At 67.7% G+C, this 15,304-nt stretch carries 22 protein-coding genes; 19 read left to right on the top strand and 3 right to left on the bottom strand.

Features of this window, described 5'->3' with window-relative positions:
• The first annotated feature begins 72 nt into the window (after positions 1–72).
• The 19 genes from LP418_RS29515 to LP418_RS29425 all read left to right on the top strand — a co-directional run bounded on the left by LP418_RS29515 (position 73) and on the right by LP418_RS29425 (position 12,817).
• Positions 73–861, top strand: coding sequence for a hypothetical protein (locus LP418_RS29515; RefSeq protein ID WP_257954733.1), 789 nt, complete (start codon positions 73–75; stop codon positions 859–861).
• Positions 858–1,190, top strand: a complete 333-nt coding sequence (locus LP418_RS29510) for a hypothetical protein (RefSeq protein WP_257954732.1) — start codon at positions 858–860, stop codon at positions 1,188–1,190. Before LP418_RS29515 ends, LP418_RS29510 begins: the two co-directional genes overlap by 4 nt.
• Positions 1,191–1,717: 527 nt before the next feature.
• The gene (locus tag LP418_RS29505) at positions 1,718–2,014 is read left to right on the top strand and encodes a hypothetical protein (RefSeq protein WP_257954731.1); all 297 of its coding nucleotides are present in this window, start codon (positions 1,718–1,720) and stop codon (positions 2,012–2,014) included.
• Positions 2,011–3,186, top strand: coding sequence for a hypothetical protein (locus LP418_RS29500; RefSeq protein WP_257954730.1), 1,176 nt, complete (start codon positions 2,011–2,013; stop codon positions 3,184–3,186). The genes LP418_RS29505 and LP418_RS29500 overlap by 4 nt, the downstream gene beginning before the upstream one ends.
• 534 nt (positions 3,187–3,720) lie before the next feature.
• Entirely contained in the window at positions 3,721–4,704 is a 984-nt protein-coding gene (locus LP418_RS29495; protein ID WP_257954729.1) for an SCO6880 family protein, read from the top strand.
• A gap of 19 nt (positions 4,705–4,723) precedes the next feature.
• The gene (locus LP418_RS29490) at positions 4,724–4,927 is read left to right on the top strand and encodes a hypothetical protein (protein ID WP_257954728.1); all 204 of its coding nucleotides are present in this window, start codon (positions 4,724–4,726) and stop codon (positions 4,925–4,927) included.
• Positions 4,928–5,204: 277 nt separating this feature from the next.
• Complete coding sequence (locus LP418_RS29485; protein ID WP_257954727.1) at positions 5,205–6,665, top strand: ATP-binding protein; 1,461 nt, start codon at positions 5,205–5,207, stop codon at positions 6,663–6,665.
• Between the two features lie 67 nt (positions 6,666–6,732).
• Entirely contained in the window at positions 6,733–7,353 is a 621-nt protein-coding gene (locus LP418_RS29480) for a hypothetical protein (RefSeq protein WP_257954726.1), read from the top strand.
• Positions 7,354–7,411: 58 nt separating this feature from the next.
• On the top strand, positions 7,412–8,236 hold the full coding sequence (locus LP418_RS29475) for a transglycosylase SLT domain-containing protein (RefSeq protein WP_257954725.1): 825 nt from the start codon (positions 7,412–7,414) through the stop codon (positions 8,234–8,236).
• A 220-nt stretch (positions 8,237–8,456) separates the two neighbouring features.
• Positions 8,457–8,663, top strand: a complete 207-nt coding sequence (locus LP418_RS29470; RefSeq protein WP_257954724.1) for a hypothetical protein — start codon at positions 8,457–8,459, stop codon at positions 8,661–8,663.
• An 88-nt stretch (positions 8,664–8,751) separates the two neighbouring features.
• Positions 8,752–9,339, top strand: a complete 588-nt coding sequence (locus LP418_RS29465; protein WP_257954723.1) for a hypothetical protein — start codon at positions 8,752–8,754, stop codon at positions 9,337–9,339.
• A gap of 155 nt (positions 9,340–9,494) precedes the next feature.
• Entirely contained in the window at positions 9,495–9,824 is a 330-nt protein-coding gene (locus LP418_RS29460) for a hypothetical protein (RefSeq protein WP_257954722.1), read from the top strand.
• A gap of 132 nt (positions 9,825–9,956) precedes the next feature.
• Positions 9,957–10,676 carry a type IV secretory system conjugative DNA transfer family protein gene (locus LP418_RS29455; protein WP_257954721.1) on the top strand — a complete coding sequence of 240 codons (720 nt, stop codon included), beginning with the start codon at positions 9,957–9,959 and terminating at the stop codon, positions 10,674–10,676.
• Positions 10,676–10,930 carry a TraG/TraD/VirD4 family protein gene (locus LP418_RS29450; protein ID WP_257954720.1) on the top strand — a complete coding sequence of 85 codons (255 nt, stop codon included), beginning with the start codon at positions 10,676–10,678 and terminating at the stop codon, positions 10,928–10,930. The genes LP418_RS29455 and LP418_RS29450 overlap by 1 nt, the downstream gene beginning before the upstream one ends.
• A 7-nt stretch (positions 10,931–10,937) precedes the next feature.
• A complete protein-coding gene (locus LP418_RS29445) occupies positions 10,938–11,351 on the top strand; it encodes a TraG/TraD/VirD4 family protein (RefSeq protein WP_257957242.1) in 414 nt (137 codons plus the stop codon).
• 15 nt (positions 11,352–11,366) lie between these two features.
• Positions 11,367–11,699, top strand: coding sequence for a hypothetical protein (locus LP418_RS29440; RefSeq protein WP_257954719.1), 333 nt, complete (start codon positions 11,367–11,369; stop codon positions 11,697–11,699).
• Between the two features lie 41 nt (positions 11,700–11,740).
• Positions 11,741–12,064: a hypothetical protein gene (locus LP418_RS29435; RefSeq protein WP_257954718.1), complete on the top strand. Its 324-nt coding sequence runs from the start codon at positions 11,741–11,743 to the stop codon at positions 12,062–12,064.
• A gap of 5 nt (positions 12,065–12,069) precedes the next feature.
• Positions 12,070–12,318 carry a hypothetical protein gene (locus LP418_RS29430; protein WP_257954717.1) on the top strand — a complete coding sequence of 83 codons (249 nt, stop codon included), beginning with the start codon at positions 12,070–12,072 and terminating at the stop codon, positions 12,316–12,318.
• Positions 12,319–12,334: 16 nt separating this feature from the next.
• Positions 12,335–12,817, top strand: coding sequence for a helix-turn-helix domain-containing protein (locus LP418_RS29425; protein ID WP_257954716.1), 483 nt, complete (start codon positions 12,335–12,337; stop codon positions 12,815–12,817).
• A gap of 592 nt (positions 12,818–13,409) precedes the next feature.
• On the opposite strand, the gene LP418_RS29420 is transcribed toward LP418_RS29425, so the two are convergent.
• From LP418_RS29420 to LP418_RS29410, 3 genes are all read right to left on the bottom strand, one after another.
• On the bottom strand, positions 13,410–13,742 hold the full coding sequence (locus LP418_RS29420) for a hypothetical protein (RefSeq protein ID WP_257954715.1): 333 nt from the start codon (positions 13,740–13,742) through the stop codon (positions 13,410–13,412).
• A 162-nt stretch (positions 13,743–13,904) separates the two neighbouring features.
• Entirely contained in the window at positions 13,905–14,732 is an 828-nt protein-coding gene (locus tag LP418_RS29415; protein ID WP_257954714.1) for a DNA cytosine methyltransferase, read from the bottom strand.
• Positions 14,716–15,291 carry a DNA cytosine methyltransferase gene (locus tag LP418_RS29410; RefSeq protein WP_257954713.1) on the bottom strand — a complete coding sequence of 192 codons (576 nt, stop codon included), beginning with the start codon at positions 15,289–15,291 and terminating at the stop codon, positions 14,716–14,718. Before LP418_RS29410 ends, LP418_RS29415 begins: the two co-directional genes overlap by 17 nt.
• Between the last annotated feature and the right edge of the window lie 13 nt (positions 15,292–15,304).

Genomic DNA, 15,304 nt, shown 5'->3' with positions numbered 1-15,304 from the left:
GAGGCCGGCCGGTTCTCCAGCACGATCACTCACACGGAGACAACGGCGGCGGTCGCCGAGGGCACGCAACCGGTGAGGGACGAACCCGATGGAATCATCGGTGGCGCTCGATTCCTGACCGCCACCTCGACGGTGTCACCCGGCTCGACGCCCTTGGTGCGGGTGCGGGCCGCCAATGCTGGTGCGGGTGCCTCGACGATCGCGCTGGCGCTCGCCGACGCCGCCGATCTCGCCGGCCTCCGTACGCGGGTGCTGGATGCGGCTGCCCCCGTGTGGTCGGGACTGTTGGGTGCCACGGTTACCGAGCTCGGCGCGGCCGACGGCTGGCGCCGTGGCCGACGCGGCGCCGGGGTCCTTCTCGACCGGGTCGAGAAATCGATTCAGGTCGCCGAAGAGGTGCCCAGCCCGCGATCTGTTCACGGTGTCGACCTGACCGTGCTGGACGCCGGCTGGTCGATGCGCGAGCTCGCCGCCGCACCGACGACGTGGGTCGCCACGACTCCTGCACAGGTCGAGGTCCCGGTCACCCGCCCGCACGGATTGGCGCTGAGTCAGACCGAGGCGGCCCCGGCTCACCTCGAGGACCATCTCAACGCCGACCGGGTCGTCGTCGTGGTCGTGGGCGCCAGCCGCTGGAGCGACCGCAAGTTCGCAACCGCCGGCCACCTGCTGCGCACCCTCCATCTGCGGGAGGGCGTGCTGTTCGCGCCGCTCCCGGCTGCCAAGGCCATGCCCGGTCTGGGACCCGACCCGCTGCCCAAGCAGCTCACAACCCCCTCCCAGCGCCTGCTGGAACGCATCACCACCATCACCGGCCCGCTCACGGCAAGCCGGACCTGCAAGAAGAGGAGACACACATGATCATCCACGCCATCTCCGAGGTCGCCATCCAGATGGTGACGCTCACCGGCTCTATCCGGGCAGCGGGCGTCGGCAACGTGTGCGCCGCACCGCCCGCGGGTGTCGAGCCGTACGTGAAGGACATTCTCGGCTGGGTGAAGTACGGCGTCATCGCGATCATCATCGGCGCCGGGTTCGCCTCGATCGGAGCAATGATCGTGGGCAAGATGGGCTCGATGGGACGCGCCGCACAGGTCGGTGCCTCCGGCCTGTTCTGGAGCGTCCTCGGTGCGGTCGCGTTCGTGGTGATCTACGGCGTCTTGAACGGCATCGTCGGGAACGGCTGCTGACCATGTTTCGAAAGCCGCGGTTCAACTTCGAGGCCACAGTCGTCGACCCTGCAGACCGAGTGGACACGTCGTCGGCTGCAGATCCTGCTCGGCTGCGGCGTGGCCGTGGTGCTCGCACTGCTCGCTGGCGGGGTGTGGTCGGTGGTCAGCATGATGACCGGTGAGTCGAACGGCCTCGATACGTCGAGCCATGCGGCGCAGTCCGCTCAGGATCAGTTGGCCAGCAAGGAGCTCACTACCGCGCCGTTGGAGGCCCGCGCAGCCCGGCAGCCTGTCGACTGGGGAGACCGGGACTCTGGAGATTCCGGCACCGATGGAGGCGGGCGAGGTGGGGGTCGCGACCGGCTTCCCACACACTCCGGAAGGTGCGTTGGCCCAGCTCGCCGCGATCGACTCGACCGCCCTGAGCTCCGCGTCGGTGCGGGCGGCCCCGAGACGTCATCGAGCAGTGGGCGGCCCCGGGAGGTCCGTCACCCGAGAGCTGGACGGGAGTCCACGCGGTCGCTGCGCTCTTGGAGTCGGCCGGCATGACCTCGGACGCACGTAACAGCATCACGATCGCTGTAGAGCCGAAGATGGGCTACATCAAGGGCACGGTGGGCGACGACTTCGTCGTTCCGTGCATCGACTTCATCGTCACCGCCACGATCGCAGCGGGCCAGCCGCAGCAGGTCGCGGCCGCCGACTGCCAGCGGATGGTGTGGGAGGACGACCGGTGGGTGATCGGACCCGGTGATGAGCCGGCTCCGGCTCCGTCGCTGTGGCCGGGCTCGCAGCCCTCGTTCGACGCCGGTTATCAGTGGCTGGAGGTGCCGCAGTCATGATCACTCAGGCTGTCGTGGGCGCCGCCGCGAGTGTGACCTCGATGTTCACCCTCAATCCGCTGGAATGGCTTGGCGGCAAGGCCAAGGAAACGCTCGCCGACGGGTTCACCTCAATGATGATGGGCCTGTGGTCGGCCGCCATGTGGCTTTTGCAGACAGCCTTCAACCTGATCGACGACTTCATCCCCAACGTCGCGGACCCTGACCCGGGGAAGCTGTACTCGGTCACCTTGTGGATCTCGCTCGCCATCGCCTTGGTGATCGCGTTCGGTCAGATCGGCTTGGCGGTGCTGCGCCAAGACGGACGAGGATTCGCAACGCTCGTAGCGGGCCTGATCCAGTACGGGCTGGTGGTGGCGTGCTGGGTCGGTGTCTGTGCCGGACTCATCGTCGCCTGCTCCGGCCTCTCCGAGGCGATCTTGCAAACGCTGCTCGGTGTGGACAGCTTCTCCGGGTATGCCGCCGGCGACGGGTTCGTCGACACGGTGTCGGGCACCGTTCAGGCAGCCACGTTGGGGGTCTGTGCGCTCTTCGTGGCCATCCCGGCGGCCTTCGGCAACATCATCATCATGTTGGTGCGCTCCACCGCGCTGCTGATCCTGACCGCGACGCTGCCCATCACCGCGGCGGGAGCGATGTCCGAGGGATCCAAGTCCTGGATGTGGAAGTCGATCCGCTGGTTCCCGGCGTGCTGCCTGATGGATCCCATGCTGGCCCTCGTGCTCGGGATCGGCACTCAGTTCGCGTGGGCGGGCATGCCGGATGGTGCGGCCGCCGATGGTTCCTCGAGTGCCGAGAACATCGGCATGTCGGTGGTCGGCTCACTACTTCTGCTTGTGGCCTGCTTCATGCCCATGGTGTTGTTCCGACTCCCGGCTTTCGTAGACCCGGGCACGGCGTCGGGTGCCTCGTTCCGATCGACGATGAACGCCAACGGCGGTGTGGCCGGACTGCTGCGCGGCAAGGATGGGCAGGCCAACGGTGCTGCCGCGGGTCTGGGTGCCGCCACCGAAGCGGCATCCGATGGGCGCACCACCGCCGAGGGCGGGGCCGAGGCCGCGACCGCCACGAGGTGGCAGTCCTCCAAGGTCAGCAGGGCTGCCGGTGTGCTCGCCTCCGGCATGGAAAGAACCGGGCAGATCGCCCAGGGCCGGTGCCGGTATGGGAGTTGATGTCCTCGGCCAGTCCGGCATCGGAAACCGGGGCTACTACGACACCAGCCACACCCCCGGGGAGCCGCCCACCGCGCTGCCCCAACGTCAGACCCGGCGCTGGCCCCCAGCAAGCGATGCCCAGCCGCAACCACGGCGGGGTCGCGAAAGACCCTGCACTTGTGCACCCGGTGAGTGTTGACGAAGGAGAGGTCCACGCGTGAGCGTCTACGGAGGATCAGCGACACGGGACCGCGAGGCCTGGCTCTTCGGTCTCACTGGACCCCAGTTCTTCATGCTGCTGGCCGCAGGCTTTCCCACTTGGGTAGCGATGGCCGCCGGGCTGTGGCTCTCCTTGGTGCTCCCTGGTCCCGTTGTGGGCGCTGGCCGGGCTGTTGATCTGCGTCCCGGTGCGCGGCTGGTCTGCCTTCCAGTGGATCGGCGTCATGTTCAGGCATCTGGCCGGGGCCGCCTTCGGTTGGTCGCGTTTCCAGTCCAAGGCAGCCGCTGGCGACCTCGATCTCGGCGACGCCGAGAACGCTGAGGATGATGGGGATGCAGGCGAGGCGGACCTGCCCGGCATCCCTGGCCAGCATCCAGATCCACGACGGACCGCCGATGACCGGGCAGACCGGCCGGCCGGCGATCATCCAGAACCACGCGGCCCGGACATGGGCGGCGACCGCGCGCATCGTCCACCCCGGTATCGGGATGAGCGACAACGCGGACCGATTCCGGATGGGTGCCGGGTTGAGCGAGCTGATGGAGGCCGCAACCGCAGGCAACCAGATCGACACGGTCGTCGTGCAGGTGCGCACCGTCCCCGACGACGGCACGGACCGTGAGGAGTGGGTGCGTCACAACGCCCGCCCCCACGAGCCGGAAGTCTCGGCCCGAGTCAACGCACAACTCGAGGCAATGACCGCGGGCGCGGCAGTTCGCCGCGAAGCGTTCGTGACCGTGGTGGTCCGTGAAGACGTCATCAACAAAGACGCCAAGCGCGCCGGACGCGGCGTGACCGGCCGCGCCCGCATCCTGTATTCGGTGCTGGCCGAGGTCGAGGCGCGACTGGCCGGTTCCATCGGCTGCACCCGCGTGAGGTGGCTCGACACCTCCGAGCTCGCCGCGGCGATCCGTACCGGATTCGAACCGGGCGACGCCCCCGCGCTCGCCGACGCAGCGATCCACCACGGCGACGACCCGTCCATAGCGGCCGGTATCCCCATCGCAGCGGCAGGCCCGACCAACGCCTCGACCGCGTTGCGGTCCTACCGGCACGGGGAGTGGGAGTCGATCTCCTCCACCATCCTTTTGCCCCGCAAAGGGGCCCGGATGGGTGCACTGGCGCGAGTGCTGGTGCCATCACAGCCCGGTGAGCGGCGCGCGCTGACCGTGTTCTACCGGCCGGTCTCCCAACACTCCGCCAGCCGGTCCACCGGACGGGCCCAGATGTCGGCGGTGATGGCCAGAACGATGCGTGAGAAGGCTGGCAAGGTCGAGGCGGGCCAAGGACCGTCAGTCGGTCGGCAAGCTGCATGATCGCGATGAGAAGCTCGAGATGGGCCGCTCGCTAGTCAAGGTGTCCTCCGCGGTCTCGATCACGGTGCCGGCTGCGTGGAACGTGCAGGACTTCGGACGTCGTCTCGACGCGTCGATCCGGATCAGCGGCTTCACTCCGCTGGCTCTCGACGGTGCACACGACGCGGCCTTCGCCGTCTCCACAATCCCGTTGGGAGCAGGTCTGCCGAGGAAGCGTCGCTAACGCCCGAAGCGCCGCGAGTGCAGCACAGCCAGCAGCAGCCCGGTCCCCGGTGTCCGATCCGGGGGCCGGGCTGTTGCCTTTCAAGGCAGTGGAGCACCAACCGGACCCATCGAAGGGACTGCCCTGTCATGCCTGTGCGATCGAGGAACCGTCCGCCCCTGAACGTGCGCAGTGCGAGCCACACGACGGGGGAGCGGGCGTCATGACCGCGACCCGAACCCGCTCGAGCAGTGGCATCAAAAGGGTGCGGCCAGCGTCGCGGACGATCGATGACCTGATGTCGGACTTCGGGACGACGATGCCGCGCAAGGCGGCCCCGGCGGCGATGCCGACCGCGGAAAAGCTGTTCCCCGGATCGGCCAAGCACAACGGTGTGCGGCGGATAGGCCACGGCTGGTCCGCCACGCTGCCCCCAATGGCTGGCTACCAGATGACCTCCGAGGAGACCCCGGTACTGTGGCCGCTGATCTCCGGCGACGGCCTCCCGCCGTGGGGTGCGGAGCTGGGCTACGACGTGCTCTCGGGCGGCAAGTTCTACTGCGACCCGATGGGCTGGGTGCTCGACGATTCGATCCCGGTCACCAACCCGAACATCTTCATCTTCGGCAAGCCGGGGCGAGGTAAGTCCGCGACCGTCAAGGCGTTCATGCTCCGGATGATCCGCTACGGCTACCGGTCCCCGGTACTTGGTGACGTCAAGGACGAGTACGAGGATCTGGCGCGGTTCGTGGGCGTCGACCCGTTCCGCATCGGACCCGGTCTTGCTGGCCGGATCAACCCGCTCGACGTCGGCCCACTGGGGGTGGACTGGGAGAACCAGACCCGTGAGGAGCAGCACCGTCGCGCCACCGTGATCTTCAACCGCTGGCTGTTCTTGATCCGGGGGCTGATCGGCTCCCGGGGGGTGAGGTTCACCCCGACCGAGGAACGGGTGATCAACAAGGTGCTGCGTCACCTGACCGGCTGGTCGACCGGGGCATCACGGCTCAAACCGGTAACCATCCCGCAGGTGTGGGCGGCACTGGACTCACCCACCGACGACTTGGTCGCAGATTGCCGTTACTCCTCGCGGCAGGACTTCTACGACGGCACCCGCCCGCTGCGCGACGCCTTGGGTGCACTGTGCGAGGGCTCGCTGCAGGGCATGTTCGACACCGAGTCCACGTACCGCCCCGACTGGCGTGCACCGATCCAAACGCTGTCGCTGCGCTCCCTGCACGAGACCGGGAACAAGGTCGCGGTCGGAATCGCGCTGATGTGCCTCAACTCCCGGGGACAGGGGATGCGCGAGATGGCCTCGGCGGGGGATCGGCGGATCGTGCTGCGCGACGAGGCGTGGCTGCAGACCCGACTTTCGTTGGACGCGGTGCTGGCGCTGGACGCCAACCTGCGGCTTTCGCGCACCGAGGGCGACATTCAGATCGTGACCTACCACAAGCCGTCCGACCCGCTCTCGGCCGGCGATCAGGGCAGCCGGGCGGCCCAGATCGCAAAGGACCTGCTCAACCTCTCCGACATCCGCATCCTGATGGGCCAAGACGAGTCGGTCGCCGACGAGCTCGGCCGGCTGATGGGCCTCTCGGAGATGCAGCAGGCAGTCATCACCAACTGGGCGATGCAGGAGAAGGGCCGCGCCCTGTGGATGGTCGGTGACCAGCGATACAAGGTCCAGACGCTGCTCACGCCGCTCGAAAGGCGGCTCACGTACACCAACGACGCGATCGACGCCGCCCTGTGACTGTTCGATGGATTTCTGACGGTCTCTCGTCGAACGTGCAGTGGGTCGGCGTCCGCCCGAGGCGGGCGTGGTCGTGAAGACGGGCATCCTGCCCGCTCTTCCGCTGGTGCTGATCTGCCCCCTGATGCTGGTCGTGCTGGGTATGGGGAACGCGAGCATTGAGGCGGTCCGGGCCGCCTGCACCACCACGGCGAACGCGGGCACCGGTGCGGCGGTCGGGAGCGGGGCTGACCTCGGGGTGATGCCGGTCAACATCGCCGCAACACCCGGTGGGCCGGTCGACGGCGAGGTCGTGATCGCCAACGCGAACATCAAGCTATCTGCCGGCGCCACCCCCGGCATTGTGGCAATAGCCTCCGCGGCCCCGGACTTCATCACGCTCAACGAGGTCGGCGACGTTCCGCTGCCGCAGATGGAGGCAGCGGCACCGGGCTACCGGGCCTACCGTGAGCCGTCCGCGGACAACACCGAGGGCGGGGTCTCCCAGTCGCTCAACAACGTCATCATGTGGAGAACAGACACTGGACCGGCAAGGCGGTGGCCGGGTCAAGATCGTGGACAACGACCGGGGGTTCATTCACGGCCATCAGTTTCTGTGGGATCGCTACGCCACCCGGTCTGTGTTCAGTCGTGGCGACGGCGCGGTCGTGTCGGTGATCGCCACCCACCACATGACGAATGTGTATAGGAGCCCGCAGCAGTGGGGGAGCCCACTGATGAACCGGGCCGAACAGTACGGCCTTGGGATGGACTACTTGATCCAGCTTGCCGACATCCTGCGGTCCTACGGCCCGGTGTTCGTGGGCGGCGACATGAACTCCCATGAAGGTGATGGACCTGTCGCGGCAGCCACCCGGATGAGTGCCGCCGGCTTCCAGTACACCAAAGACTCTGGAGTCATCTACAACTTCTACGCGGCCCCCGTGGCGGCGACGAAGACGTGGCAGATGAGTGCGGCCGCGGTGCACTCAGATCACCCGGCCCTGTTCACCCGGATGGCCATGAACCGCGCCGGCCCCTCAACCCCATCCACCTCGAGACCGGAGGGGTGCCCGCCGTGCCCGACCACGATCACCAGCGTGTCGATGTCGCCGCCCACGACGACCGGCCCCGGAACGATGGGCAAGGCCAACGCCGTGGCCGAATCCGCGCACCGGGCAGGCTTCCGCGGGGAAGACTTGGTCACCGCGGTGGCCATTGCCGGCGTGGAGTCCGCGTGGAACCAGCGCGCAAGGAACGGGAGCCATTTCGGGTTGTGGCAGATCTCCACGTCACACCGGGGCAAGGTGCCCGGCTGGAACGACCCCGACGACATCTACGACCCCCGCCTGAACGCGCAGTACGCGTTCGCGCTCTTCTCAGCACGGCCCGGTGCGGGGAGGCCAAGTTCGCCGACTGGATCCCCTTCGAAAAGACCGACTACCGCCAGTACCTCGACGTGGCCCGCCAAGCGGTTGCCGCCACGAGCGGAGACGACGCCACGAACGTGGCCGACACCGGCTGCACCACCTCGCCGATCACGCTCGCCACCGAACTCTCAGCCGAGCTCAGGGCCCGCGTCCACGCCATGATGAAGACCCCCGAACGGCCTATGCAGCTTGTCGTGGACCGATGAGGCCCCGTGCACCTACGACAACCAATGCCCCAAGGTGGTCGACGCACTCTACGGAGGACCCGGAGTCGGCCGGGGCCTCGGCGACGGGCAGGACGTCGCCCGGGGGCATCATCGACGCCGGGCTGGCCCAGTCCCACGGAACCGGGCTCGACCCATTGCCGCCCGTGGGGGCTGTGGTGTCCTACAACACCGGCAACGGCGTTGGCCACGTGGCGATCTACGTCGGGGGAGGCAAGATCTTCGGCAACGACTACGACTGCAGCGCGAACGGCGTCTACGGCTGCGTCGGGTTCGCCGACGTCAGCACGCCGGGCGGCTCCGTGACCCGGGCCTTGCCCACAGAGACGTTCGATCTCGGCGGCATGCCCGCCGCGGCGGCCTGATGCGGATTCGGTGGGGCGAAGAGCACTAGGACCCAGTTCGGTCGCGCGTGTGTCCGATCGCCGGGGCTCTGGGTTGCCTTTCCCGAGCATGGATGTTCGCATCGGCACCACACCAGACGGGCAGGCGACTGGGTTCGACACCCGTGGTGCCTGCCCGCTGCTGTTGGTCAGTGACGTCGGCCGCGGCAAGACCACGACCGCGCGCTACCTGACCCGCTGGTGGTTGGCGAACATCACCCGCCATGCGCACGTGTACGCCCACGCACCCAGTGAATGGGCAGACCTGCCCGACTTGCCCGAGCATCCAGACCAGCTGGAGGAGGTGATCGGGCGCGGCTGCCGTCCGGGAACCTGTCTGGTCGTGGTCGACGACATCGACTCGTTCGACGACGACCGGGTCTCCTTGCTGCCGGTGGGAACGCGTCCAACGATCCTGACCTCTCGCGGCGGCAACAGCATCGCCGACCGGATGCTGATCGGCACAGACGTCCGCTGCCCGGGCCCGGTCCGACCCGCCCACGCGGACCCCGTCGAGGCGGCCGTGCTCAATGGGCAAGGTCGCTCGGACTGGCCGATCGGCACGATCGCGGTCATCCCCGATCAGCGAGGGCCGATGGACTTCCCGTGTCACCGCTGGGAGGCGCCGGCCGGTCGTTGGATGGCGGTGAGGCGATGAGTATGGAGCGTTCCCGGCGCGACCGGTTCACCAACGTTGCCCCGACGGCGGGGAGTTCAAGCTGGCCGTGCTCCTTGCCGGGCTCTTCTTCTTCCCGGTCACTCCGCTGGTCGTCCAGGGGCATCGTCGCCTGGATCACCTCAGACGACTTCGCGTTGCCAAACGGGCACCTCCGGGACGCCTATGGCGGGCTGCTGCACGGCCACTTCGGTGCGGGCCTACGCCACGGCGCCGCCAACGCCTTGCCGCCGGACGCGGTGATGTGGGTGCTCGCGGTCGTCGGCGAGGTACTGATGCTCGGTGCCGCGGTCGTCGTCGGCATCCGGATACGCGACCTGACCGGCGCCAGTTCCCGGCACGGCCCGGCCACCCCGGCGCAGGCTGCTGAGGCCCTCGGCGTCCCGCGACTGCGCAACAGCGCCGAGGTGATCCGCCCGGACCTGTACGCCCGCTCCAGACGCCGCGGCCGCCCGGTCAACAAGTAGTGGGCAGCGAGTAGCCGCCCACCAACCGACAGCGAAAGGAAAGCACGATGGTCACTGGCCTCAAGCATGTGAACCCGCAGGAGGTGGGCTGGCGGCTCGGCCGGGGCCGGACGCAGCGGCCCCGAGTTGTGGGTGCCGTTCGACCGGACTACCTGCGTCATCGGCCCCCGGGGCTCGGGCAAGACCTTGGACCTGCTGGTGCCCGCGCTGCTCGACGCTCCGGGTGGAGCGCTGGTGACTCTGACCAAACCCGAGGACCTGTTCCTCACGTTGGAGGCACGACAACGAGGCGGACGCCCGGTCGCGGTCCTCGACCCGTTCAACGCCGCCCCCGGCACCCCGGAACTGGTGTGGGATCCGATCGCGGGCTGCGCTGACGCGATGCTCGCCGAACGGCGGGCGAAGGCGTTCGCGAACGGAACCATCAAGGGCGCCACCGCCCAGTCCTCCGACCGGGCCGCCCGGTTCTACGCCGGAGAGTGCGCAAAGGTCCTGCAGGCCTACTTCCACGCCGCGGCCATCGCCCGGATCGACCCGGGAGGAGGTGCTGATGTGGGTCTCCAGCCCGCGGGAGTACCCGCAGGCAGAAGAGATCCTGCGTACCCACCCGGCCGCGGAGCCACTGTGGGACGGCCTGTTGCGTGGCGCCCTGTACGGCGACGAACGGACAGCGGGAAACACGATCACCACGGTCCAGCAGTCCATGGCGCTGTTCTTCCAACGCTCGATCAGAGAGCGTTGCGTCCCCTCCGCAACGCGGCCGGCGACCGATATCGAGGCCCTGATCAAGGCTGGCGGCACGATCTATCTGCTGGGCCGCGACGACCCTGTACGCCAGCGCGTCGCCGCTGATGACGGCAGTCACCGAGCACATCCCGGACACAGCCAAGCTGCTGGGGGAGACCTCCCCGTATGGGCGACTGTGCCCGCCGTTCCCGGCCTGCTTGGACGAGCTGCCCTCGACCGCGCCGATCCCGACCCTGTCTACCCGGATGGCCAACGAGCGTGCGCTGGGCCTCTCGTTCATCCTCGCTGCGCAGACGTGGCGGCAGTTCGTGGTCTGCTACGGCGAGGACGGGGCCCGCACGATTTACGGGGTTGTCTAACAACTTGGTGGTCTTCGGTGGTGGCAAGGACATCCGGTTCTACCAAGAGCTTTCCGACCTGATTGGGTCGACCACCCACACCGAGACCCGGTATTCCTCGTGGAGCCGCGAATGGTTTGGCGTGATGGACCGCTCCTTCGACCAGCGCAGGGTGCCGATCCTCGAGCCGGCCGAGTTGCGACGCATCGAGCAGCGCAAGGCCCCGGTGTTGGCCGAGATGTATGACCCGATCATCGCGAATTTGCACCGGTGTATCGACGGCAGGCGAGGCAAGGAGCTCCCGGCCGCACAGAGGCGTGCTCGGCTCACCGCACGCGGCGACGAGGAAACCCTGCAGCCGACCCACCCATTGGATGTCGAGCCCACGGTGCCGACCGTGTCGATCTCCCGGACCCGGCAGCGGCTCGGGATGCCGAAGTAGAGCCGGGAGCAACCGATGACGAACCGTGAGTCCACCACGCACCCGTCCCTGCTCGCCTCCCGCACAGCGGGTGGTTCCGGTGCCGCGCGCGGCACTCAGCTGATGTCGCTGGTCGGACTGATGGTGCGCCCCTTCCCGGAGCCGGGGCCGACAATCCGTACCGCGATGGAGCAGCTGCAACTGGCCATGGTCGAGCCGCCGGCCGATGAGGACGAGCTGCACGAACTCGCGCAGATGCCTCGGCCATGGGACCCGGCGACCTGCACCGGCCAGATGCGCGCCCGAGCTGTGGGCGTGGCTCGACCCGGTCGCCATGTGGGTCAACGAGCAGACACCTGTGGAACGTGACCCGGCCCGGAATCCCGGAGTGTTGGCCCGCGCACCCGCACGTGGTTCACGACCTTGCGGTGATGGCATGCAGCCGCCACTACGCCAGCTACGCCGTCACTCCGGCCGCGTTGGAGGACTGGCACCGCCACGGCCTCCCCGGCTTCCTCGAGCGGCTGCGTGACCGACTCGGCGACGCCTGCCAGCCCGGGAAGCATCAACCCCGGCCCCGCCACGAACGTGACGAGAGCCACGCCTCCACCGAGATGCGCCGCAGCCGCAAGCAACGACACCGCGACGACATTGCCCGTGCCGCAGAACGGGCCCCTACCACCGAGACAGACGAGACCAACCACGCAAACGATGACCTTCACGAGAGGTGGTGACGACGATGGCCACTCCAACCAGCAGCAGCAGCCCACGGCTCCGGCTCGTCGACGATCAGCGCAACGCGACCGCCGCCGAGGCGATACCGGACAGTGAGTTCATTGCGAAGCACTCTGCCGCGTTCACCGCCCCGGTCGCCAACGGGAACCAGTCCGCCGTCGACGACGCGCTCGAGCAGATGAACGCCGAGCAACTGCGCTCGCTCGCGATCGCGCTTGCCACCCCACGTCAGCATCAACATCGGCGCCGCTGAGAACGCCAAGGGTGAGGTGCCTGATGTCGGCCCTGACGGCGTCTGCGCGATCGCGATCGCCTCGGCCGCACAATCATTCGGCACCACACCGGACGCGGTCCTGAGCGCCGACCGCCACCGCGCGGTGACGGACGCCCGGGCCGTGGCCATGAGTGCGGCACGACGAAGTGGCCTGACTCTGAAGGCGATCGCGGACGCGTTCGGGAAGGACCACACGAGCGTCATGTACGCCCAGACCAAGGTCGCGAACAACCCTCGGCTGAATGCGGTGTGTTCCCGTGTCGTCGACCGGCTCCACACGCGCTTTGTGGAGCCGATCAGCGTCCCGGGCGCAAAAGGGGAGACGACCGCTGCGGGCGGACGCAGTACGACGCTACAACTGGCCGCGCTTGACCCGGGTGCGCAAGGACACCAGCTGCCATCACCAAGACGACCACGGCAAGCGGGTCGCTGTCGCGGCTACACCTGCGAAGTAGGAAAGGGCATGAGCAGATGCTGAATCGGGGCCACCGACAACTGTTGGGTGAGGTGGGTGCCCGACTGACGGCAGACGCCCTGTTCGATCGCCTCCGTGGCAGGACGCTTGAAGTGGGTCGCACTGCCCAGATTGGGCGTCCGCCCGGATCTGTGATGGTTCCCGCCGCGGCGACGTCTGCAGCCCGCTGCGGTGCGGCCGCTTGTGTCGCAAACCGGGTACGGTCGACTGCAGGTGTCGGACGGGGTGTGCACGAGGCGCACGATGTGCAGCCGGGCACGATGCGACTTCCATGCCGCGTTAGGCCCGCAGCACCTCTGCAGGGCTAAGGCCAGTCTGCGGGATCCATCCACATCTGCCGCGATGCGTGCGTGTTACCGCCGCGGCCATTGCCGTCCGTGTCGAACGCTCGTTGCCGGTCCTAGCTACACACGGGCCGTTCGCCGTCTCCCCCCGACGACCCAGACGCGCCGGAGTGACGTTTGGACGAGCATGGGGAGTGTTCACCTTCACGCTAAAGCGCGTTGGGGGTCTCGCCCGCCAAGTTCGATAGGGAGTGTGCAGCCCAAGCTGGCCTCAGTGCAGCCTGTGCTTGATCACTCAGCAGCTCCGAAAGTCACTCAGGTGAATCCCGGCCTTGGCTATCTGTAGGCCTGAAGAACTGACGGTAGTCGACCCGCTCAGGCTCCTCGTGGCCCTCGATGGTGCGCTTCGCGTGGCGTCCGGCTAGTTCGGCTTCGTGCGAAGACGCGTAGTCGCAATCGGCATTCGCGACGCTGGCCCCGTCGTCATCGACGACCTTCCAGCGCCGAGCGCCGTCGCGCCGAGCTTGCGAATCGTCCCAGACCTCCACCTTGTACTTCTCCACATTGCTAAGACTACGCATCTCTTGGTCAGATCGGTGGTAGTCGCCCATCCGTGCAGCAGACCCCCGTTCGACCCCGGTCACGCGCATCATCTGCTTCGGCACAAGACACTTACAGCCGGTGGAAGTTACGGCTCAGGGGACGCGAGCCAACAGCCAGCCCCGTGGGCCGTGTGCGGCCGGACTGACACCGAGGCGAAACCGCTTCAGGGCTGGTTGGCGGACGCGGCCGACGGGGCGTGAGGCCTAGGCGACCTCAATCGCTCCGGGACCCGGCTCGTCGAGACTAGGTCGCTTACGGCCGCGCGGCAGTTCCGCAGCAACGGTCTCAAACCGCGACAACGCCTCGGACTTGGGCAGGCTCAGCAGTCCCTCGTCCTCGGGAAGGAAGCAACGGTCAGGCTTCGTCGCGGCAACGCCGAGCGCATCAAGGAGCACGGTAGCGGCCGCCCGCGCCATCGGCGGCGGGACGCTGTTACCCACCTGCCGATGTCCGTGCCAGTTCGTGGTGTGGAAACGAAACCAGTCCGGGTAGCCATGCAAGCGCGCGGCCTCACGAACGGTGATCACGCGGTCCTCTGTAGGGTGTATCGGACGGGGCGAGGTATGCGCTCCACGTTCAGCTCCAGTCCCGGCTCTAAGCGTCCCGGCGGCTGACTCTAGCGAGAGTCTGAACAGCCGACTCTTGGGCTCGGCCTTGCCCCGGGCCGTCTCGGCGAACCTCTCGACGGTTGCCTCGGTGTGCACGGTCCTGCGTGCGGACGTCACTACGGATGGCCGCAGCTCGCGCTCGTACCCGACGTCACCGGGGATCGGCTCGATGCCCGACAGTTGGCGTGCATACAGGAACTTCGCGTTGGCGCGTCGCTCGATGTCCGCGGCCTTGAGCGTCACCTCGTCACTCGTGAGCAAGGTCGGGTAGTTCTTCACCACCGGGAGTCCCGCGAATGCAATTTCGACGGTCACTTTGGAGTTAGTCGGGATCGGACGTCCGGGCGCAGTCTTGCCTCGCTTACCTAGGACGATCAACCGCTTCCGCCTCTGCGGAACCCCGAAGTCAGCGCAGTTGAGCACGGCGTCGACTCCCCGATAGGGAGTACCCAGCCTCTTCGAGTGCCTTGAACAGCTCGACTCGAACGTCGTCGAACCGGGACTCCGGGAGCCCAGCGACGTTCTCCAAGCACACAACCTTTGGCTTGATCCCCTTGATCAAGCGAGCGAACTCCAGCAGCAATAGGTTGCGCTCGTCGCCGTCCTCCCGCTTCCCGCCCGTGGAGAAGCCTTGGCAGGGCGGACCTCCGATGACGGCGTCGACCTTGCCCGGCCATACACGTTCTGGGTACATCCGCTCGAAGCCGCGCTGGGCAGCCGCTAGGACGCGCTTTGCGGTCAGCGCGCCAACATCGCGGCAGAGAACTTCGGTTCCCGGGAAGTTGTAGGCGTGGGTCGCCGCGTGAACAGGGTCGTACTCCACGGCGGCGACGATATCGAACCCGGCCTGCTCGAAGCCAAGGCTCAGGCCCCCGACTCCGGCGAACAGATCGATGGCGATCGGCCTCCAGACAGGGTCCGTCAGCGCATCGTCGTCTACCACGAGAGGACGATCGCACATCCTTGCCATGCCGAGCAACATGGGGTCGGCGTGG

Origin of the sequence: Nocardioides sp. B-3 (genome assembly GCF_024703895.1) — a bacterium.
Classification (GTDB): domain Bacteria; phylum Actinomycetota; class Actinomycetes; order Propionibacteriales; family Nocardioidaceae; genus Nocardioides.
The sequence above is the reverse complement of the archived record's forward strand: the minus strand, read 5'-3'. Positions and strand labels throughout refer to the sequence as shown.

Excerpts from the sequence above, each read along its gene's own strand:
- LP418_RS29485 (WP_257954727.1), top strand. The coding sequence starts at position 5,205 with ATGTCGGACTTCGGGACGACGATGCCGCGCAAGGCGGCCCCGGCGGCG.
- LP418_RS29465 (WP_257954723.1), top strand. The coding sequence starts at position 8,752 with ATGGATGTTCGCATCGGCACCACACCAGACGGGCAGGCGACTGGGTTC.
- LP418_RS29450 (WP_257954720.1), top strand. The coding sequence starts at position 10,676 with ATGACGGCAGTCACCGAGCACATCCCGGACACAGCCAAGCTGCTGGGG.
- LP418_RS29440 (WP_257954719.1), top strand. The coding sequence starts at position 11,367 with ATGACGAACCGTGAGTCCACCACGCACCCGTCCCTGCTCGCCTCCCGC.
- LP418_RS29500 (WP_257954730.1), top strand. The coding sequence starts at position 2,011 with ATGATCACTCAGGCTGTCGTGGGCGCCGCCGCGAGTGTGACCTCGATG.
- LP418_RS29475 (WP_257954725.1), top strand. The coding sequence starts at position 7,412 with ATGGACTACTTGATCCAGCTTGCCGACATCCTGCGGTCCTACGGCCCG.
- LP418_RS29430 (WP_257954717.1), top strand. The coding sequence starts at position 12,070 with ATGGCCACTCCAACCAGCAGCAGCAGCCCACGGCTCCGGCTCGTCGAC.
- LP418_RS29510 (WP_257954732.1), top strand. The coding sequence starts at position 858 with ATGATCATCCACGCCATCTCCGAGGTCGCCATCCAGATGGTGACGCTC.
- LP418_RS29495 (WP_257954729.1), top strand. The coding sequence starts at position 3,721 with ATGCAGGCGAGGCGGACCTGCCCGGCATCCCTGGCCAGCATCCAGATC.
- LP418_RS29505 (WP_257954731.1), top strand. The coding sequence starts at position 1,718 with ATGACCTCGGACGCACGTAACAGCATCACGATCGCTGTAGAGCCGAAG.
- LP418_RS29410 (WP_257954713.1), bottom strand. The coding sequence starts at position 15,291 with ATGTTGCTCGGCATGGCAAGGATGTGCGATCGTCCTCTCGTGGTAGAC.
- LP418_RS29490 (WP_257954728.1), top strand. The coding sequence starts at position 4,724 with ATGGGCCGCTCGCTAGTCAAGGTGTCCTCCGCGGTCTCGATCACGGTG.